Here is a 19570-nt window from a genome sequence, read left to right on the forward strand (position 1 = left end):
CGAGGTTCTATATATTTCTTATCTCTCATCTGTAATAAGATCCCTTAAAGAAATATGTGAATCGTTTATTTCTACTTTCTTATAATTGTCTTTCAATATGTTTTGTTTCCATACACAAAACATTCAATAAGACGATGTCCCTATGAAAGATAGCTACCCTCCTTGTGCAGCATTCCATAAGAATGTTGCTTTTTTTTATTTAAAAGCAGGATTCTTATTTCTTATTTTCGAATTTGTATATACGAAATGCTGTAAATCACTACCACTTCTCTACCATTTACAAATACATATACGTCATATGTAAAGAATTACTCACATAAAAATTACTGTAGTGATTTTTATTCCAAATGAATGAAAGCTTCACTTTACTTATGCACTTACGAAAGGATGGGACGAAAATTGGCATATGAAAGATTTGTACTTTGGAATGATGCAGTTATTGATACAACGAAACAAAAAACGTACATAGACCTTGAGGAAAGAGGCTTGCAGTTTGGAGATGGAGTCTACGAGGTTATTCGTCTATATAAAGGGAACTTTCACTTATTAGATCCGCATATCACAAGATTATATCGCTCCATGGAAGAAATAGAATTAACACTCCCTTTCTCAAAAGCGGAACTGATTACCCTACTTTATAAACTAATCGAAAATAATAATTTCCACGAAGATGGAACGATTTATTTGCAAGTATCTCGTGGTGTACAAGCTCGTACCCATACGTTCTCATATGACGTCCCTCCAACAATCTATGCCTATATTACAAAGAAAGAAAGACCAGCGTTATGGATTGAATATGGTGTACGTGCCATATCAGAACCGGATACGCGCTGGCTACGCTGTGATATTAAATCATTAAATTTATTACCGAATATATTAGCTACTACGAAAGCGGAACGAAAAGGTTGTAAAGAGGCCCTTTTCGTACGAAATGGTACTGTAACTGAGGGAAGCCACTCTAACTTCTTTCTAATTAAAAACGGAACTCTTTACACACATCCAGCTAATCACCTTATTTTAAATGGCATTATTCGTCAATATGTTCTTTCTTTAGCGAAAACCCTTCGTATTCCAGTACAAGAAGAGCTTTTCAGCGTTCGTGATGTTTATCAAGCGGATGAATGCTTTTTTACAGGAACGACGATTGAAATTTTGCCGATGACTCATCTTGATGGAACCGCCATCCAAGATGGTCAAGTTGGCCCTATCACTAAAATGCTGCAACGATCATTTTCTCAGAGTTTGTTACAATCCAATATGTCATCTTCTTAAACACGAATAATTTCTATCCTTTCTACATTCAATATATGTATTTAAATGGAAATCAAGGTATAGATTTATGCCTTGATTTTTTCTTGTAATCTTTTTGTCATATTCAGATTCCCGCATAAGTCTTGACAGTAATCGACATGCTCTTTAGAATTTTTAACAGTTGGTAAATATTTCTTCACTACATTACAGACAGAAAGGAATCGACAAATTATGAAAAAATACCTTGCCGGTCTTGCGGCAGTGTCTGTAGCAGGAGGAGCAGCACCTACACTTGATAGTGTTCAAGCTGCCCCTGAACAAAATACACAAAAAGCTGCTACAACTGTCCAAGCTTCTGCATCAAACAGCTCATCTTATACGGTAAACGCTAGCGTATTACATGTTCGTGCAGGATCAAGTACTTCTCACGACATCATCTCGCGCGTTTATAACGGTCAATCACTAAACGTGATTGGCGAAGAAAATGGTTGGTACAAAATTAACATGAATGGCCAAACAGGCTTTGTTAGTGGCGAATTTGTATCAAAAAATGGTGCAAGTAATTCCAATGTAAGTACAACAGGTGGAAAAAACAAAGTTACTGCTGATGTATTACGTGTACGTACTGCTCCTAACACTTCTAGTTCTGTTTCAGGACGTGTATATGAAGGACAAACATTAAACGTAATTGGCCAAGAAAATGGTTGGGTGAAAATCAACCATAATGGACAAGTTGGCTATGTAAGTGGCGAATTCGTATCTGGTGTTTCTGCTAATGCAGGTTCTTCAAACAACAATACGAATAATAACAACCAAGAATCTGTAAAACCAGCAAGCGGAAACTATACAGTAAATGTATCTTCCCTTCGTGTTCGTACAGGTCCTAGCACTTCTCACACAACTGTAGGCTCTGTTACGAAAGGACAAGTCGTACAAGTTGTTGGCGAAGTTCAAGATTGGTTCAAAATCAATTATGCAGGCCAAACAGCTTACGTAAGTAAAGACTACGTAACAAAAGGCGGTTCTAGCGATAACGTTACACAAGGAAACAACCAAGATAACAAACAAGAACAAAATAATAATGTAACTGTTCAAACTGGCGGTACTTACGTTGTTAACGCAACATCTCTACGCGTACGTACAGGTCCTGCTACTTACCATAGCGTAATTGGTGGCGTATTAAATGGTACGACATTAAACGTAATTGGTTCTGAAGGTAGCTGGTTTAAAGTTAACTATCAAGGAAAAACAGGCTACGTTAGTAGCGAATTCGTGAAATTTGTTAAAGGTGGCACTACTACTCCTGAGCAACCAAAACAACCTGAACAACCTAATCAAGGTGCAATTGGTGACTACTACATTAATGCTTCTGCCTTAAATGTACGTAGTGGTGAAGGTACAAATTATAGAATCATAGGCGCACTTCCACAAGGACAGAAGGTTCAAGTAATCTCTGAAAACTCTGGATGGAGCAAAATTAACTACAACGGCCAAACTGGTTATATCGGCACACGTTACCTTTCTAAAACACCAGTTGGTGGCGCAGTAGATAATAAGCCTAACAACAACCAAAATAACAATCAAAACAACAATAATAACAATAATAACAATACAAGCAATAATAGCGGTGACAGTTCTTCCGTACTTGCATATGCAAAATCAATGCAAGGTGTACCATACGTTTGGGGCGGAACTTCTGCTACTGGTGTTGACTGCAGTGGTTACATCTACCACGTATTTAAGAAATTTGGTCATAACATTAGCCGTCAAAGTGTTGCAGGATATTGGGGTAGCCTACCACAAACTTCAAATCCACAACCAGGTGACTTAATTTATTTCCAAAACACTTATAAATCAGGTCCTTCTCATATGGGTATTTACCTTGGGGGCGGATCATTTATCCAAGCTGGAGATAAAGGTGTAGCAATCGCTTCATTAAGCAATTCTTATTGGAGTAAGCACTTCTTAGGTTATACGAAAGCACCTTAAGTTATATTTTTAGAGCCTTCTAGATTACTAGAAGGCTCTTTTTAATGTGTATAACCTATTTCCCTAAAAAAATAATGTATCTATTTTCCTATTTCATACACTATATTCTACAATAATGATCCATAACGTTATCATAATGTATATTTTCACATAAAAAACATAACCTATTTCATGTCTAATCATTTTATATGTGTTTTTTTGAAGAATTTTCTTTTTATTTAAACTTTTCGTTAGACGTTTGACCTCTGATGTCCATTATGATAAGTTACTTAAGATGTTATATTTGCAGAAGTATAGACAACTGTTTTATACATTTTTTTACTATGAGGAAGGAGCATACACTGCATGAATCTTTTATGGGGAATTGGCGGCGTGATTGGAGTATTAGCAATCGCTTTCTTACTATCTTCCAACCGCAAAGCTATTAATTGGCGCACGATTTTAATCGCGCTAGCATTACAAATGTCATTTTCATTTATCGTATTACGATGGGATGCCGGAAAAGCAGGTTTAAAACACGCTGCAGATGGCGTTCAAGGATTAATTAATTTTTCTTACGAGGGAATTAAGTTCGTTGCTGGGGATTTAGTCAACGCAAAAGGCCCTTGGGGATTTATCTTCGTTATTCAAGCACTACTTCCAATCGTATTTATTAGTTCATTAGTAGCAATCTTATATCATTTCGGTATTATGCAAAGATTTGTTAGTATCGTTGGTGGCGCATTAAGTAAACTTCTTGGAACTTCTAAAGCAGAAAGTTTAAACTCAGTAACAACTGTATTTTTAGGACAAACTGAAGCTCCAATCTTAATCAAACCTTACTTAGCACGTTTAACAAATAGTGAATTCTTCGCTATTATGGTAAGCGGTATGACAGCTGTTGCTGGATCAGTTCTTGTCGGCTATGCAGCAATGGGTATTCCGTTAGAACACTTATTAGCAGCAGCAATTATGGCAGCTCCATCAAGTTTATTAATTGCGAAACTTATTATGCCAGAAACAGAAAAAGTAGATAATAACGTTGAACTTTCTACAGAGCGTGAAGATGCAAACGTTATTGACGCAGCAGCACGTGGTGCATCAGAAGGTATGCAACTTGTTATTAACGTAGCAGCAATGTTAATGGCTTTCATCGCATTAATCGCTTTATTAAATGGCCTATTAGGATGGGTTGGCTCTTGGTTCGATATTAAACTTAGCCTTGATTTAATCTTTGGTTACTTACTATCACCATTTGCAATTTTAATCGGGGTTTCTCCTGGTGAAGCTGTACAAGCAGCAAGCTTTATCGGTCAAAAACTTGCAATCAACGAATTCGTTGCATACGCAAACTTAGGACCACATATGGCAGAGTTCTCTGCAAAAACAAATCTAATTTTAACATTCGCAATCTGTGGATTCGCAAACTTCTCTTCTATCGCAATTCAATTAGGTGTAACAGGGACATTAGCTCCTACTCGCCGTAAACAAATTGCACAATTAGGGATTAAAGCAGTTATCGCTGGTACACTAGCTAACTTCTTAAACGCAGCAGTTGCAGGTATGATGTTCCTATAAATTAATAAAAAGTCCCTTCTTTCTAAAGAGGGGACTTTTTATTTTCTCAGTATATATTAAATACTTTATGCCGAAATATAAAAACATTATGATACAATAATTATCAAGTCTGTTTATTTTTTCTTACAAAAGAGGGATACTACTTGTTGTTGCCTCTCAAAAAGAATGTAGTCATCCGATCTATTTCTTAATAATTGTGCATACTACAAGTATCCTTGTATGAATTATCTTTAAGGAGGAAAGTTTTGTGAAAGATAACTTCTATAAAGTCCTCTCTATGTGGATTTTACAAATTTTATTTTATTTTACAACTGTACATGTAACGCAATATGAGCATGCTCTCATTTTTACAATTATATATGTAATTGTTAATGTACTATTTCTATTTTTGCCTGATAAAACTGCATTTGTTTTCTTCATATTAGGAACCATTACTTCGGTATTCTACCTGTTCTACCAAGCATGGCTCTACTTATGGAGTACATCAGAACAATGGGAATACATTATTACTCACTTCCTAATGGCAGCAAATTTCTTCATTGTATATATCTTCACTCATCTATTAAAGAAGGTTATTCATGAAAATAAAGAATTAACCGAACGTGTGAGAACGTTAGAACAATACATTGGAGAATCGAAATTATTAACAAGACAAGAATTCGAGAGACGACAAGCATTATTAATCAATGCAATGAATCGTCGTAATGAAACAGGCGTTATGATTTATTTTGACTTCACTTCCTTTAGTAAATATACAAAGGAAAGTGTTATGGACCGTGTAGCTTCCTTATTAGTTGAAACGGTAAGAGCTGACTTTGACCTTGTTGCTGAGTATGATAAAAACACATTAGTCATTTTATTACAAAATACAAATGAAGCTGGTGCCGATATTGTAATGAACCGTCTACAGCCTAAAATGGAAAAATGGCTTGCAGATGAGGCCATTCAAGATATTAAGATGAAACGAGAACAAATCGCTACAAAAGGACCGAAGTTATTATGATGACACTCGTTATACTTCTTTTATTCCTTCTATTTTGCGTACTCGTTTTTTGGATCAGCATCACATTTTCAATTAAGTATGTACTTATTTTTACAGCCTTTCTATTCTCTGGCTTACTCGTTTACTATTCTTTCTTAACACTCGCAGGTTTAGTTCACCGAAGTAGAAAACAAAAAGATCGTACGCTAGAACATTACCCAAGCGTCGATATTTTAATACCAGCTCACAATGAAGGCGTCGTGATTAAGGATACTTTAGAGGCGATGGCAAAGATTGAATATCCAGGCAAACTAACTGTTTATTTATTAAACGATAACTCGCAAGATGAGACACCTGAAATTGGTGACGATTTTGACAAAGCTTATGCTCATATTCGTCACATTCGCGTTCCACCTGGTGAACCAAAAGGAAAATCACGTGTATTAAACTATGGCCTTAGTATTTCAGATGGTGAATACTTCTGTGTTTATGATGCAGATAACCAGCCTGAACCACATGCACTGCGAATGCTTGTAGAACACGCTGAAACAACCGAGGATGCTGTTGGAGCTGTTGGACATGTTCGTACTGTAAATGAAAAAAGAAACTGGCTAACACGAATGATTTCGTTAGAATTTCAAATCTTCCAGCTCCTTATGCAATCCGGACGCTGGTTACTATTCCAAACAGGTTCACTAACAGGAACAAACATGCTTCTTCGTCGCGCTGCATTAGAAGAGCTTGGCGGCTATGACCCTTATGCAATTGCAGAAGACGCTGAATTAACATTACGAATTACACAAAAAGGCTATCTCCTGCCAATCGTTCCAGAGTCAATTACATGGGAACAAGAACCTGAGCATTTAAAAATTCTTATTAAGCAGCGTACACGTTGGCTTCAAGGGAACTTGTACATTTTAGAAAAAATGTTTTCTTCATTAAGTTTCTTTAAAGGAAAACTGCTCGTCCATTCTTTACAACAAGTTTTAGTGTATGTTGTATTTTGGTTATTCTTAATCATTTCGAACGTTTGGTTTGTAATTGGGTTACTCGGGATATTCCAAATTCAATATAGCATCCCACTACTATTTATGTGGTATGTCGCATATGTTACATATGTTTCTCAATTATTTAGTGCCCAGAGTGTGGAACGAACCTTTACACCAACTAATATTTTTATTAGTGTTATCATGTACTTTACGTACGCACAGCTCTTTACGTACTTATTCATTCGTAGCTTAATTTTATACTTACGTGCAAAGAGTAAGAAACAAGTCATTGGCTGGGATAAAACTGTTCGATTCAAAAAAGACAAATAAAAATAAGCACAGAGCGCCGTATGCTCTGTGCTTATTTTTTGCCGTATAAATTATATATCAGACAATACCCCTTAGCTGAAAGTAATTTCACGTCCATCCCCCAACGAACGATCGACCTTCATTTATATACGAAAAAGTGATTGCTATTTTTGTAGAACCAATTGCTTCTCTTGCTGCTCTTTGCGCGTTTCAGTCTTAGGTTCCGTGCTTTCTTGGACACTACGATGTGCCACACGTTTCAAACAAATATGCTTCCACTTTCTTTCGTAACGTTTCATTATTCTAGTTGTCCCCCTTGAATGCGCTTTAAAACTATTTGAAATCGCTTACAGGAAATAATATAGCACATATATATAAACGTGACAACACATTTCCGACAATTTTTTGTCAAAAATATGAATAGAATCTGCAAGATATCGAACATTGTCGAAATGTATCGATTTTTCTCCATATAAAAGGCATACTACTAATATATTGACACTCCCACGGCTAAAGCCGCAAGCTGACTAACGTCAGTGGGATTCTTGCTACCAAAGGCGACGTCTATTTCTAGTATCGCTGACGTGCAAGATTGCGGTGTGCCATCACCACTCCGTATCCAGTGCATCTAGCAGATACGGCACTCGTTCTATTACCAAACGAGTCAGATTGTGAGTTCTCAAATGTGTTTTAGCGTCTTGTACTTGACGACTCAATACATTTTACGGAGCAGAAGAATTTGTTACTCCAACCTCATATGTATTCTGTTTTCAGAGAACAAGATTGTTTTAGAGACTTTTACTTGTCTGTTATGAAAATTATACCATTTCAAATACTTGATGTACAGAACATACTTTCGGTATTTTATCTGTACATCGCATTTGACCTCACTATCATCCCACCCCTAAAGGGGGTACTATCGCACCGTAGTGGGCTTTCCTATTCGGAAAATCTGTAAAGTATTTTATTTCCCTTACTTGCAGTTCAAGTTCCTTCTATATAAAAAAAGAGCTGATACATAATCAACTCTTTTTCCTTCTATTATTTATGACGCTTCATACGCCCTTCTTTTTGTAACTCTTTAAATAATGCTGCCATCATAAAGAAAATAACGAAGACGAATGGGAATGCTGCAATGATAGCTGCCGTTTGTAAGGCTTCTAATCCACCTACATATAATAAGATAGAAGCTAGAGCAGCTAAAACGATACCCCAGATCATTTTAATGCGGTTTGGTGGATTTAAACTACCATGTGTCGTTAACATCCCTAAAACAAATGTCGCTGAATCTGCAGATGTAATAAAGAATGTAGAAATAAGAAGAATAGCTAGAACAGATAACGCTGATCCAAAGCTTCCCATCTGATCAAACATAGCGAATAATCCTACTTCTGTTCCCATCTCTTTAATTTTTTCAAAGATATGTGCATCACCAAACAGTTCCATATGAATACCAGTCCCGCCGAAAACTGAGAACCAAAGAGCACCAATTATTGTCGGTACGAGTAACACACCGATAACAAATTCACGAATGGTACGCCCTCGTGAAACACGAGCAATAAATGTACCTACGAATGGTGACCATGCAATCCACCATGCCCAATAGAAAATTGTCCATGATTGAATCCATTGGTTTCCGCCTTCATCTAATGGACTTAATCGGAAACTCATACTTGGCAATTCCTGAATATAAGAACCGATTGTCGAAGTGAAGTAATTCATAATAAAGTTTGTTGGACCTGCAAACAATACAATAATCATAAGTGCAAACGCAAAAATAATGTTTGTATTACTTAAATATTTAATTCCTTTATCAAGACCTGTTTGCGCAGATAACATAAATAATACTGTTACGATTGCAATAATAACTAACTGAGTCGTTAATGAGTTCGGGATAGAAGTTAAATAACTAACACCACCGGCAATTTGTTTTGCGCCAAGACCTAATGATGTTGCCACGCCAAACACAGTGGCGAAAACAGCTAACACATCAAATAAATGAGCAATGCGCCCATGGTCCCCGCCCTTAAATAACGGTCCTACTGTCGCACTAATTGTACTTGCTTTTCCTTTTCTAAAAGTAAAGTAAGCAATACAAAGCGCTACAAATGCATATAGTCCCCACGGATGTAATCCCCAATGGAAAAATGAAAAACGCAGTGCAAGACGCGCACTTTCCTCAGTTGCACCTTCTCCAAACGGAGGCGCGTATAAATGGTTTAATGGTTCGGCAACGCCCCAGAACACTAAGCCGATACCCATACCAGCACTAAATAACATGGCAAACCATGTCATATAACTATAATCAGGTTCGTCATCATCTTTCCCTAAACGAATAGAACCGTATTTTGAAACAATTAAAAAGATAGACACACCTAAAATAATAGAAACAGAAATAATATAAAACCATCCAAACTTACTAACTAATGCAGTTTGAATTGCGGTTGTTACATTTCCTAAGCTACCTTTTCCAATAATAGATTCGGGAATAATCCCCCAAATTGTAAATGCAATACATAATGTTAATGAAACGATGAATGTTTTTGTCAGTTTCCTCATCAAATCCCCCTTCGTAGGTTTTACTTTTATAAATAACATTAATTCCGATATGTAAAATCGGATAGAAAACTATAATTTTGCGGTGATTTTCTTACTTTCACCTTCACCAACTAGAATTCTGATGGACAGCCTTACCTTCCGTATAACCTTTTCACTCTGCAAGAGCTATAAGATCGAAATACTGCTGTCAAATTGTGCGAGAAAAATGCGGATGGGAATGTATTTTCCCAAAAAAGGATGTGTTACAGATGTAAAAAAGGGCATTTTCCTTCCTTGCAACCCTTTCTTTTTGTAACAATTATGCGGTTTTTTTGCTAGTATATAGCACGTGTTTATAGTTTCACAAACGAAATGTTTATGTTTATATAACTATATTACCCATAAAACGGTAAAATACTCAAGGAATGTAATCGTTTAGTAAACATCATGTAACACTCATGTAATATTTTTATTTACGCCGAAAACAATATGTTGTATTAAATATTTTGAATATAAGTAGAAACCTACTAAACATATAGAATGAAAAACGCTTTCCTATATTTTTTGTTATATTACAGGATGTTAACGACTTATTACGAATGGTTTGTAATTGTGTGTTTTCCCCAAATCCGAAAAAATCTGTTGCTATAATGAGGACACGAAAACAAACGCAATGGAGGCTATCATGAAAAAATTAATTGGTATAGCAACAGCAGCAGTTTTTGGTCTTGGGATTTTCACATCATCTGCTAATGCAGAAACTGTTGTAACAACAGACGTACTAAATGTACGCGAAAACCCTACTACGGAATCAAAAGTTGTCGGTAAATTACTAAACGGTAATAAAATAGATGTTCAAAATACAGAGAACGGATGGTCAAAAATCACTTTAGATGGTAAAGACGCATTCGTAAGTGCAGAGTTCACTAAAAGCATCTACTACGTAACAGCTAACGTATTAAACGTACGTGCTGAAGCGAACACAAACTCAGAAATTCTTGGGACGCTTAAGAAAGATGATATGATCGAAACAACGAACCAAGTACAAAATGAGTGGTTACAATTCGAATATAACGGAAAAACAGCTTATGTTCACGTTCCTTTCTTAACAGGTACAGCACCTGTTATTGAGAAACAAGAACAAACTGCTCCTGCTAAAGCGCAAGCACCAGCTCAAGCACCTGCAGCTCAAGCAAAACAAGCTGCTAAGCCTGCTGTAAAGGCTGCTGAAACTAACACACCTTCTGGTGGTCGTGAGTTAACAGTTGTAGCTACAGCATATACAGCTCATCCGAGCGAAAACGGTGGCACATATGGCGGCCGTGTATTAACTGCAATGGGTCATGACTTAACAGCGAACCCAAACATGAAAATGATCGCTGTTGACCCGAAAGTAATCCCATTAGGATCTAAAGTATGGGTAGAAGGTTACGGAGAAGCTATCGCTGGAGATACTGGCGGTGCAATTAAAGGTAACCGTATCGACATCCTACTTGGATCAGATAGCGCTGCTCAAAAATGGGGACGCAAAACTGTTAAAGTGAAAATTTTAAAATAACCAATGACTGCTGAAGCCAGTTCTCTTTGTTGAGAGCTGGCTTTTATTTTTTTATAATAGCCATAAGGAGGTCATGTCCATGAATGTACAAGCAAAAGTAGACTGGATCGGTACACCAAAACCGTATATATATAAGGATGAAGTAACATACGACGCTACTTCCATTGATTTCTCACTCGCTGACGACGACAATCGATATAAATTAATTGTGCTCAAGTCTGAAGATAATACACATTACAAATTTGTCCAATATGGAATCAAACCTGGCTCACAAAAGCCATTCCCTATCGACATTCCATTCGAACAAAACATGTTACCAATTATAGAGCAAATATTACATGATCCGTATGTACAAGCGATATTAAAGGAAACGCGCTTCTAATCAAAAAAAGACTATCTCAATCATGAGATAGTCTTTTGCATTAATGAGTTGGACCAGATACTTCCTCTGATTTCAACGTATTATTCGCTCCAAGAGAATGGTACAATATCTTTCCATTTCCATTCACAGTAACGATATGATCATTATTAAAGCTTTTGAACTTCACAGAGCCATCACCGTAACGAATATGATACTCTTCATATGTCGTTACTTTATATTTCGTAGCACTTTGACGCTCTACATTACGAATTTCCATTGTTAATAAATCTTCTGTAATTCCTTTTTTGTGTAAATACTGTATATAATCACGGTCTTCCTTATACGATTTCCCGCTCTTATCATAATTATTTTCAATTAAGCTAAAATCATTTAATGAAATCGCACGTACATTATCATAAATATGATTTCGTACAAAGTCACCAACAGCCGAACTTGATGTTTCTTTTGGGAATTTTAAGTAATACGTGCTTTGGTCTCCAATTTTAACACTTTCAGATTTCATCACACCAAAATCAGTAGTTTTCTCTAAATGTACTTCTACTGTTTCATCTGTGGATACAGGACCAAGCTTATAACTTCCATAGCTTAATTTTCCACGTTTTTTTCCATTCACAAATACAGTTGCATCATTTTCATCAGAAGAAAGGGTTACATAATTTCCTTCTAATGATAATGTAACATCCACTTTCGCCTCTTTTTCATCTGCCAAATCCACTTCTTTTTCTGTTTCTAACTCAGTTAGTTCCGTCTTCGCTTTTGCCTTTACAACGTAAGACCCAGGGAAATATGGACCAACTTCTTTTGAAGTTTTATCACTTGATAGCTCTGTCTCTTTCTTATCATTCACATATATTTCAGCACTTTTCGCAGTTGTGCTTACATTCATGTAATAAGATTTCATGTTAAATTTATATTTCGGATATAAGAACCATTCTTTCCCGTCTTCTATAATTTGACCATCTTTAAATGATGCTTTATCTGTTGTTAATTTTTGATTTACTGTCTCTTTCTGTAAATACGAAATTAATTCTTTGTTGTACGAAGGGTTCTCTTTTAAATAACGCATGTACGCCTTAATATCTTCCGTCTTAATCTTTAAGCTTGGATCATCTGCTTTCACAATTTCATCAATTGCCGTAATGTCTTTCTTTTGGAATGCTTCAATCATTACATTCACTTGCTTTTCTTTTGAAAACTTATATGCTCCAAATTTATATGCTCCAAATAATACAGCCGCAATAATGAGGAAACCGATGATTAAAAATACATTTTTCTTACTTTTCGCTGGTTTTATCTCATTTTGTACTTCTGTGTCTGAAGCAGCAGTGTTATCAACAATTACTTCAACTTTGCTTCCACACTCAGGACAAAAGTTCAAATGGCCTGCAACGTTTTTTTTACATGTTCCACAAAACTTCAACATGCTCTCCCCCTATTTTTTAGCTAATTTCATTCCAGCAAATGCCGCCACATATGTCACAATAAAACTAAACATAGTTAAATATACAAATGAATTTTGCATAGATAATACAGTACCGCCCGCTCCAAATAAATTCATTACATTTCCAGATACATCAATTTGGAACTTAGAAAGGATGTTCATTGCAATCATCATAATTGTGTAAGAACCACTGCATACTGCTAATGTAATATATATATTGGCAGTCGGTAATTCAGATAACTTTCTTCCCGCTCTAAACATAAGGAACAATGGAATAATAAGCAGTAATAAACCATAATTGAATACGTTATTCACTTCATCAAATTCAGCAAGGCTTTCCTGACTTGCTCCTTTTGAAATCATTACATCTCTAACCTCTACGCCATTTACAGAGACGCCTGATATAAATGAAAACGATAATGTACTCTCAGATGATTTTGATTTCTTACCAACTCCAGTAAATTCCTTACTCAGTGCTGGACTTGTTACTTCTAACGGAGCAAAATGAGCCATACTCCATAATTGAGGTGTTAACTCTAATGCTAATAATGTACTTTCAGATTTTAAGGTTGTTATTTCTTTTAATGGTTCAATACCGTCTTCCTTACTTACCAACGCCATAATACAAACCGCTACTGCTGTTACTAAAAGTCCTTTTATCATAGCTGAAACACCGTAATAAACAGACGCTCCATATGGCATTAACTCTTGAAATGCTGCTGCCATATTGTTTTTACTTGTATGAGCAATAAATCCTACTAAAGTAAATAACGTCCCGCATACAAAACCACTTAAGAAGCTCTTAATTGCTGAATATCCGACTGTAATCTTACCTGCATCCGAGAACGGGATTGTAACAGATTGTGATGCTATAAAGCTTATAATGAATAAAAAGACACCGTAAATAATACCAACTGTTGCCGCTACAAAAATTTGATCTTTAATCGTTTTTGCAACATGCTGTTTTCCTAACCATATTCCTGTTCCAGCGAAAATAATAAATGGAATGATTAATAATAATGTAAATGGAGTATGCCAAGATAAAGATAATATCAATCCACTATCATCACTAGCTGTAAAACCAAGTAAATGATAATTTAACAACGTAGCAGTTGCGCTTGCATAAAAGCTCGGCAACATTTCTAACTCTTTCGCAAATTTACTCAACATCTCACTTAATATAGACGCAAATAATACACTACCAATCCATCCTGCAATTAACATGAGAATACTTGCAACAGCTCCACCAATGAAACCTGTTTTTAAAACGGCTTTATCTGCTGTAAATTTAACTTCAGGAGTACCGTCTATTGCAGGCAATTTAATAGATTGTTCTTTTTTCTTCACAATAAATAAAGAATGCCCACACTTTTGACAATATAAATTTTGCTGAGCATTTTCACTGCCACAACCTTTGCAGTATTTTGCAGTATCTTGTTCTAACGTTACTACATCTATAGCTCCTGCAATCTCCATACTTCCTTCATTAGGGCAATAATTTACTTCTTCACCATGTTGCTTTCCGCACGTGCGACAATACATCTTATTCACTCCCCACTTTGCTTAATTCCACAAACCGGACAGTAAGTAGAGTTTTTATCGATATGCTCATCGCATGAAATACAATTTGCCGTTTCACCGTCATTTTCTACCGCTAACATTGGGTTAGGATTTCCGCATGAACCACAAAACTTATCATTCATCGATAAAGGTCCACCGCATTCACATGTAGCTTTCTCCCCTTGTTGTTTTTGCAATTCAACAATGCGTTTTCTCGCTTGATAAATAGCTACATCAAATTCTTGAACTGGAGCAATCATTTCTTTCAAACTTTCTTCATTTACTCCGTTTCCTCTTAATTGAACATATACTTGTTGTCCAACTCCTAATAGAACTTCTGCCTTTTTCTGCATTTGCACTTGCATTCCCTTTTTCAATTGGGCGATCTCTTGTGCAACTTGCAGCTTCATCTTCCCTTGCTCAATTCCTTCTTGTAACTTATTCATTCCACTGCCTAACTTCGTCTGTAAATCTGACAAACTAATTACCCTCCTATAAATATATAGTAATATACAAAATTAACATTTTATATATTACCATGATTTTCAAGTAATGTAATCTAAATTTCATTTTTTCTGTTTTGAGCATTTTTTGTTTATAATGGTAAAGGAAAGAAATATGTGTACGGAGGAATATTATGCTGCAACACTCAATTACGAAAGATGAAATTATGATGATTGCGAATGAGTTCGTTCAAGGACTAGATCCACAGCAAACAGCTGATCAGGAACATGTCGCTACAGCTCGGCACCTATATCGTAGTGGTGTTGTCTACAACGTTGACTTTGATGGCTATACGCTATCAGGAACTGTAGATGCTGAAGGCAGCGTATATAGCGTCCATATCCCGATTCGTAACGTCGCTGAAAGCTATTGCGATTGCTTCGCACCAACGCAGTGTGAGCATATGCTCGCTGTATTACTATCGGCAGCATCTAGTTTCGGGCAAGTAGGAGATGTATTAACTTTATTCAAAAATAATACGAAACCTTCTCTTCCTCCTATTCGAACTGCAAGACAAGTATTGCAATCATCAGCTTTTGAAGAAACGGATTATAAAAGTTGGCAATCCTATTTTGATAACGAATATGAATCATTTAAAAAAGAACAAGCTCGGCTTACTTATAAACAAATGTATTTTCTTATGAGTATTTTTACGGACTTCTATACGAAACTCGAGCGGAAAGCTCCGCGTATCATTGTGATACATGAATTGTTCAGGCTACACGCGGCACTTTATTGCTTTCAAAAATTATTAGAAGAAATTCAGGAATTTGAGGCAAATAAAACGTATTCTTATCATCAGCCTGTTAATGTCGTTCGCCTATTTGTAGATAAAGTGGAATCCATCGTTCGGGACTTACAATCAGAATCGATTCCTTCAGAGTCTAAATCAATTCTGCAAGAAACAGCTCGTCTCGTTCACGAAGTATTTTTCTCCACCGATGCCTATACGCAAGAGAGGTTCTTTATTTATCGTCACATATGGAGTGAACTGTTACACAATAACGAGCAACTACAAGAAGAGGAAAAACGAATTGATACGAAAATGAATCCACTTTCCAAAGCATTAGCATCTTCTCATCTACTCTTTTTAAATGACGAAGATCGATTAGCGATGGACTTACTAAAGAAACAACCTGCTTCTGTTGTAAGTCTGTACTTCTATTGGTTAGAAGAGTTATTACATGCAATGAAATGGGATCGTGCGAAAAACTGGCTTTCCTTTACGTATAAACAAGTGAAGAAAACGATACATGAGCACGAAAATACAATTTTCATAAAAGATATCGTTCGCTTATTCGTCATCATGTATGAAACGTATGCAACCCATACAAATGAACAAGCTGGATTCGAAATGATTTTGCAAGAGCTATTACCATATAGTTTCGCAAACTATGAGCAATACGTACTGGCGAAAAAACAGTATCGAACATGGGCAGAACTTCAGCTCTTACATGGATTTGAAGCGATTGAACTTTTGAAAGAGCCGCTGAAAGATATTGAAAAGGAAGCACCAGAAGCTGCACTTCCTCTTTATCATCTTGCTGCTACCGAAGCTATTGAAGAGCGAAATCGCAAATCATATAGACGTGCAGTTCGTTACTTAAAGAAATTACGTACATTATATAAACGATTAAAGCGTACCGATGAATGGGATGCTTTCATTATTCACATCGCAAACTTACATTCACGTCTGCGTGCACTACAAGAGGAATTACGGAAAGGAAAATTAATCGATGATCAATCAAACTGAAGTAACAATTAGGCTCCAGCACGTTAGTCACGGTTGGTTCCTTTGGGGAGAAGATGATAGCGGTACTCCATTATCCGTAACAAGTTGGAAACGAAATGCATTTACATGGCACTCCACTTCCTTCTACGGCACGTTTCTAAAAGAAGCAACCTTTGAAGGAAGACAAGGTGTTATGCTAACAAACGCACAAGCATTTGAATACATCGCGAATAAACCGATGAACTCCTTTGCTCGTATTCAAATGAACGGCCCTATTACAGCACTTACGGAAGATGCGAACGAATTGTGGGATGCCTTCACAAGCGGTAGCTTCGTACCTGATATGGAGCGTTGGCCTAAACAACCATCTTGGAAAGTTCAAAATACTCCAATCGAAGATGACACATTGGCTTCTCTTTTCTCGGCTGCAGTAAATGAAAGCATATTACAAGATAACCGTTCAAATGACGGATGGGAAGATGCAAAGAGACTTTATGAACATTACGACTTTACGAAAAGACAATTGGATGCAGCACTACATGAAGAAGATTGGCTTCGAAAAATTGGTTACATTGAAGATGACCTTCCCTTTACAATCGGACTACGACTACAAGAGCCGCAAGAAGAATTTGAAATGTGGAAGCTTGAAACAATTGTTACGCCAAAGCGCGGGGCACATCGCATATATGTATATGAGAGTATCGATTCTTTACCAAAACGATGGCACGATTATGAAGAACGTATTCTAGAAACACAAGAAAGCTTCAGTAAGCTCGTACCGTGGCTAAAAGATGGTGATACATTCCGAAGTGAACTCTTTGAAACAGAAGCGTGGAACTTCTTAACAGAAGCAAGTAACGAATTACTCGCCGCAGGTATTACAATCTTATTACCATCGTGGTGGCAAAATTTAAAAGCGACAAAACCAAAATTACGTGTGCAACTGAAGCAAAATGCTACGCAAACGCAATCTTTCTTCGGCATGAATACACTCGTTAATTTTGACTGGCGCATTTCAACGAACGGCATTGATTTATCAGAAAGCGAATTTTTTGAACTCGTTGAACAAAACAAGCGGTTATTCAATATAAATGGTCAATGGATGCGACTAGATCCAGCCTTTATTGAAGAAGTACGAAAGCTTATGAATCGTGCTGATAAGTATGGACTTGAAATGAAAGATGTCCTGCAGCAACATTTATCCAACACGGCTGAAACAGAAATTGTAGAAGAGGATAGTCCGTTTACAGATATTGAAATTGAACTAGATGGATATTATGAAGAGCTATTCCAAAAACTATTGCACATTGGAGATATTCCAAAAGTAGATGTCCCTTCATCACTAAACGCCACACTCCGTCCGTATCAACAACATGGCATTGAGTGGTTATTATATTTAAGAAAGCTTGGATTCGGCGCATTGTTAGCTGACGACATGGGACTTGGAAAGAGTATTCAAACGATCACTTACTTACTATATATAAAAGAAAACAATCTCCAAACAGGTCCTGCTTTAATCGTGGCTCCGACATCTGTTCTTGGAAATTGGCAAAAAGAATTTGAGCGTTTCGCACCGAATTTACGTATTCAGTTACATTATGGAAGTAACCGAGCTAAAGGGGAATCCTTTAAAGATTTCCTTCAATCAGCAGATGTTGTATTAACATCTTATGCATTAGCTCAGCTTGATGAGGAAGAACTTAGTACGTTATGCTGGGATGCTGTTATTTTGGATGAAGCACAAAATATTAAAAACCCACATACGAAACAGTCTAAAGCAGTACGAAACTTACAAGCAAATCACAAAATCGCATTAACTGGGACACCGATGGAAAACCGCCTTGCCGAGCTTTGGTCTATTTTTGACTTCATTAATCATGGATATCTTGGCAGCTTAGGACAATTCCAGCGCCGCTTCGTCTCACCAATTGAAAAGGACCGTGACGAAGGAAAAATCCAACAAGTTCAACGTTTTATCTCACCGTTTTTACTGCGTCGTACGAAGAAAGATCAAACAGTTGCATTAAACTTACCAGATAAACAAGAACAGAAAGCTTACTGTCCACTAACTGGTGAACAAGCTTCCTTATATGAACAACTTGTTCAAGATACGTTGCAAAATGTAGAAGGATTAAGCGGAATTGAACGACGCGGATTTATATTACTCATGCTGAACAAACTTAAACAAATTTGTAATCATCCCGCTCTTTATTTAAAAGAAACAGAACCGAAAGACATCATCGAACGTTCCATGAAAACGAGCACGCTCATGGAACTCATTGAAAATATAAAAGATCAAAATGAAAGTTGTTTAATCTTTACGCAATACATCGGTATGGGGAACATGCTAAAAGATGTGTTAGAAGAACATTTCGGTCAGCGCGTCCTCTTCTTAAACGGTAGTGTACCGAAGAAAGAACGTGACAAAATGATCGAACAGTTCCAAAACGGAACGTATGACATCTTCATTTTATCGTTAAAAGCAGGTGGTACAGGATTAAACTTAACAGCTGCCAACCATGTCATTCACTACGATCGTTGGTGGAATCCAGCGGTAGAAAACCAAGCAACAGACCGTGCATATCGCATTGGTCAAAAGCGTTTCGTTCACGTTCATAAACTGATTACAACGGGGACACTTGAAGAGAAAATCGATGAAATGTTAGAAAGAAAACAATCATTAAACAACGCCGTCATTACAAGCGATAGTTGGATGACAGAACTATCTACAGATGAACTAAAAGAATTACTTGGTGTATAAACAAAAGGAGCTAATCT

At 36.6% G+C, this 19570-nt stretch carries 13 protein-coding genes; 9 read left to right on the forward strand and 4 right to left on the reverse strand.

What is annotated here, in order from left to right; genetic code table 11:
* The first annotated feature begins 387 nt into the window (after positions 1-387).
* The 5 genes from MKY00_RS26315 to MKY00_RS26335 all read left to right on the forward strand — a co-directional run bounded on the left by MKY00_RS26315 (position 388) and on the right by MKY00_RS26335 (position 7098).
* Positions 388-1272: a D-amino-acid transaminase gene (locus tag MKY00_RS26315; RefSeq protein ID WP_049112924.1), complete on the forward strand. Its 885-nt coding sequence runs from the start codon at positions 388-390 to the stop codon at positions 1270-1272.
* A 210-nt stretch (positions 1273-1482) separates the two neighbouring features.
* A complete protein-coding gene (locus tag MKY00_RS26320; protein ID WP_016718952.1) occupies positions 1483-3240 on the forward strand; it encodes a C40 family peptidase in 1758 nt (585 codons plus the stop codon).
* Between the two features lie 345 nt (positions 3241-3585).
* Complete coding sequence (locus tag MKY00_RS26325; RefSeq protein WP_001051013.1) at positions 3586-4797, forward strand: NupC/NupG family nucleoside CNT transporter; 1212 nt, start codon at positions 3586-3588, stop codon at positions 4795-4797.
* 247 nt (positions 4798-5044) lie between these two features.
* Positions 5045-5800 (forward strand): diguanylate cyclase domain-containing protein, encoded by a 756-nt coding sequence (locus MKY00_RS26330; RefSeq protein WP_016718953.1) that lies wholly within the window; start codon positions 5045-5047, stop codon positions 5798-5800.
* Positions 5797-7098, forward strand: coding sequence for a glycosyltransferase family 2 protein (locus MKY00_RS26335; protein ID WP_000988770.1), 1302 nt, complete (start codon positions 5797-5799; stop codon positions 7096-7098). The genes MKY00_RS26330 and MKY00_RS26335 overlap by 4 nt, the downstream gene beginning before the upstream one ends.
* 1020 nt (positions 7099-8118) lie before the next feature.
* On the opposite strand, the gene opuD is transcribed toward MKY00_RS26335, so the two are convergent.
* Positions 8119-9636 carry a glycine betaine transporter OpuD gene (gene opuD / locus MKY00_RS26340; RefSeq protein WP_001229108.1) on the reverse strand — a complete coding sequence of 506 codons (1518 nt, stop codon included), beginning with the start codon at positions 9634-9636 and terminating at the stop codon, positions 8119-8121.
* A 664-nt stretch (positions 9637-10300) separates the two neighbouring features.
* Between opuD and MKY00_RS26345 the strand changes: the two genes are divergently transcribed.
* Together MKY00_RS26345 and MKY00_RS26350 are read left to right on the forward strand one after the other, a co-directional pair.
* The gene (locus tag MKY00_RS26345; RefSeq protein ID WP_016718954.1) at positions 10301-11173 is read left to right on the forward strand and encodes a cell wall-binding protein EntA; all 873 of its coding nucleotides are present in this window, start codon (positions 10301-10303) and stop codon (positions 11171-11173) included.
* Positions 11174-11252: 79 nt separating this feature from the next.
* Positions 11253-11555 carry a DUF3910 family protein gene (locus tag MKY00_RS26350; protein WP_016718955.1) on the forward strand — a complete coding sequence of 101 codons (303 nt, stop codon included), beginning with the start codon at positions 11253-11255 and terminating at the stop codon, positions 11553-11555.
* Between the two features lie 40 nt (positions 11556-11595).
* On the opposite strand, the gene MKY00_RS26355 is transcribed toward MKY00_RS26350, so the two are convergent.
* Genes MKY00_RS26355 through MKY00_RS26365 form a run of 3 tightly spaced genes read right to left on the reverse strand, consistent with a single transcriptional unit; the run spans position 11596 to position 15035 of the window.
* The gene (locus MKY00_RS26355) at positions 11596-12975 is read right to left on the reverse strand and encodes a zinc ribbon domain-containing protein (protein ID WP_029141234.1); all 1380 of its coding nucleotides are present in this window, start codon (positions 12973-12975) and stop codon (positions 11596-11598) included.
* A gap of 12 nt (positions 12976-12987) precedes the next feature.
* Positions 12988-14538, reverse strand: coding sequence for a zinc ribbon domain-containing protein (locus tag MKY00_RS26360; RefSeq protein WP_016718957.1), 1551 nt, complete (start codon positions 14536-14538; stop codon positions 12988-12990).
* 5 nt (positions 14539-14543) lie between these two features.
* Positions 14544-15035, reverse strand: coding sequence for a zinc ribbon domain-containing protein (locus MKY00_RS26365; RefSeq protein WP_016718958.1), 492 nt, complete (start codon positions 15033-15035; stop codon positions 14544-14546).
* Between the two features lie 158 nt (positions 15036-15193).
* Between MKY00_RS26365 and MKY00_RS26370 the strand changes: the two genes are divergently transcribed.
* Both MKY00_RS26370 and MKY00_RS26375 read left to right on the forward strand, forming a co-directional pair.
* Positions 15194-16813: an SWIM zinc finger family protein gene (locus MKY00_RS26370; protein WP_016718959.1), complete on the forward strand. Its 1620-nt coding sequence runs from the start codon at positions 15194-15196 to the stop codon at positions 16811-16813.
* Entirely contained in the window at positions 16797-19553 is a 2757-nt protein-coding gene (locus MKY00_RS26375) for a DEAD/DEAH box helicase (protein WP_016718960.1), read from the forward strand. The genes MKY00_RS26370 and MKY00_RS26375 overlap by 17 nt, the downstream gene beginning before the upstream one ends.
* The last annotated feature ends 17 nt before the right edge of the window (positions 19554-19570 follow it).

The organism is Bacillus sp. FSL R9-9834, from assembly GCF_038006905.1.
GTDB lineage: Bacteria > Bacillota > Bacilli > Bacillales > Bacillaceae_G > Bacillus_A > Bacillus_A pacificus.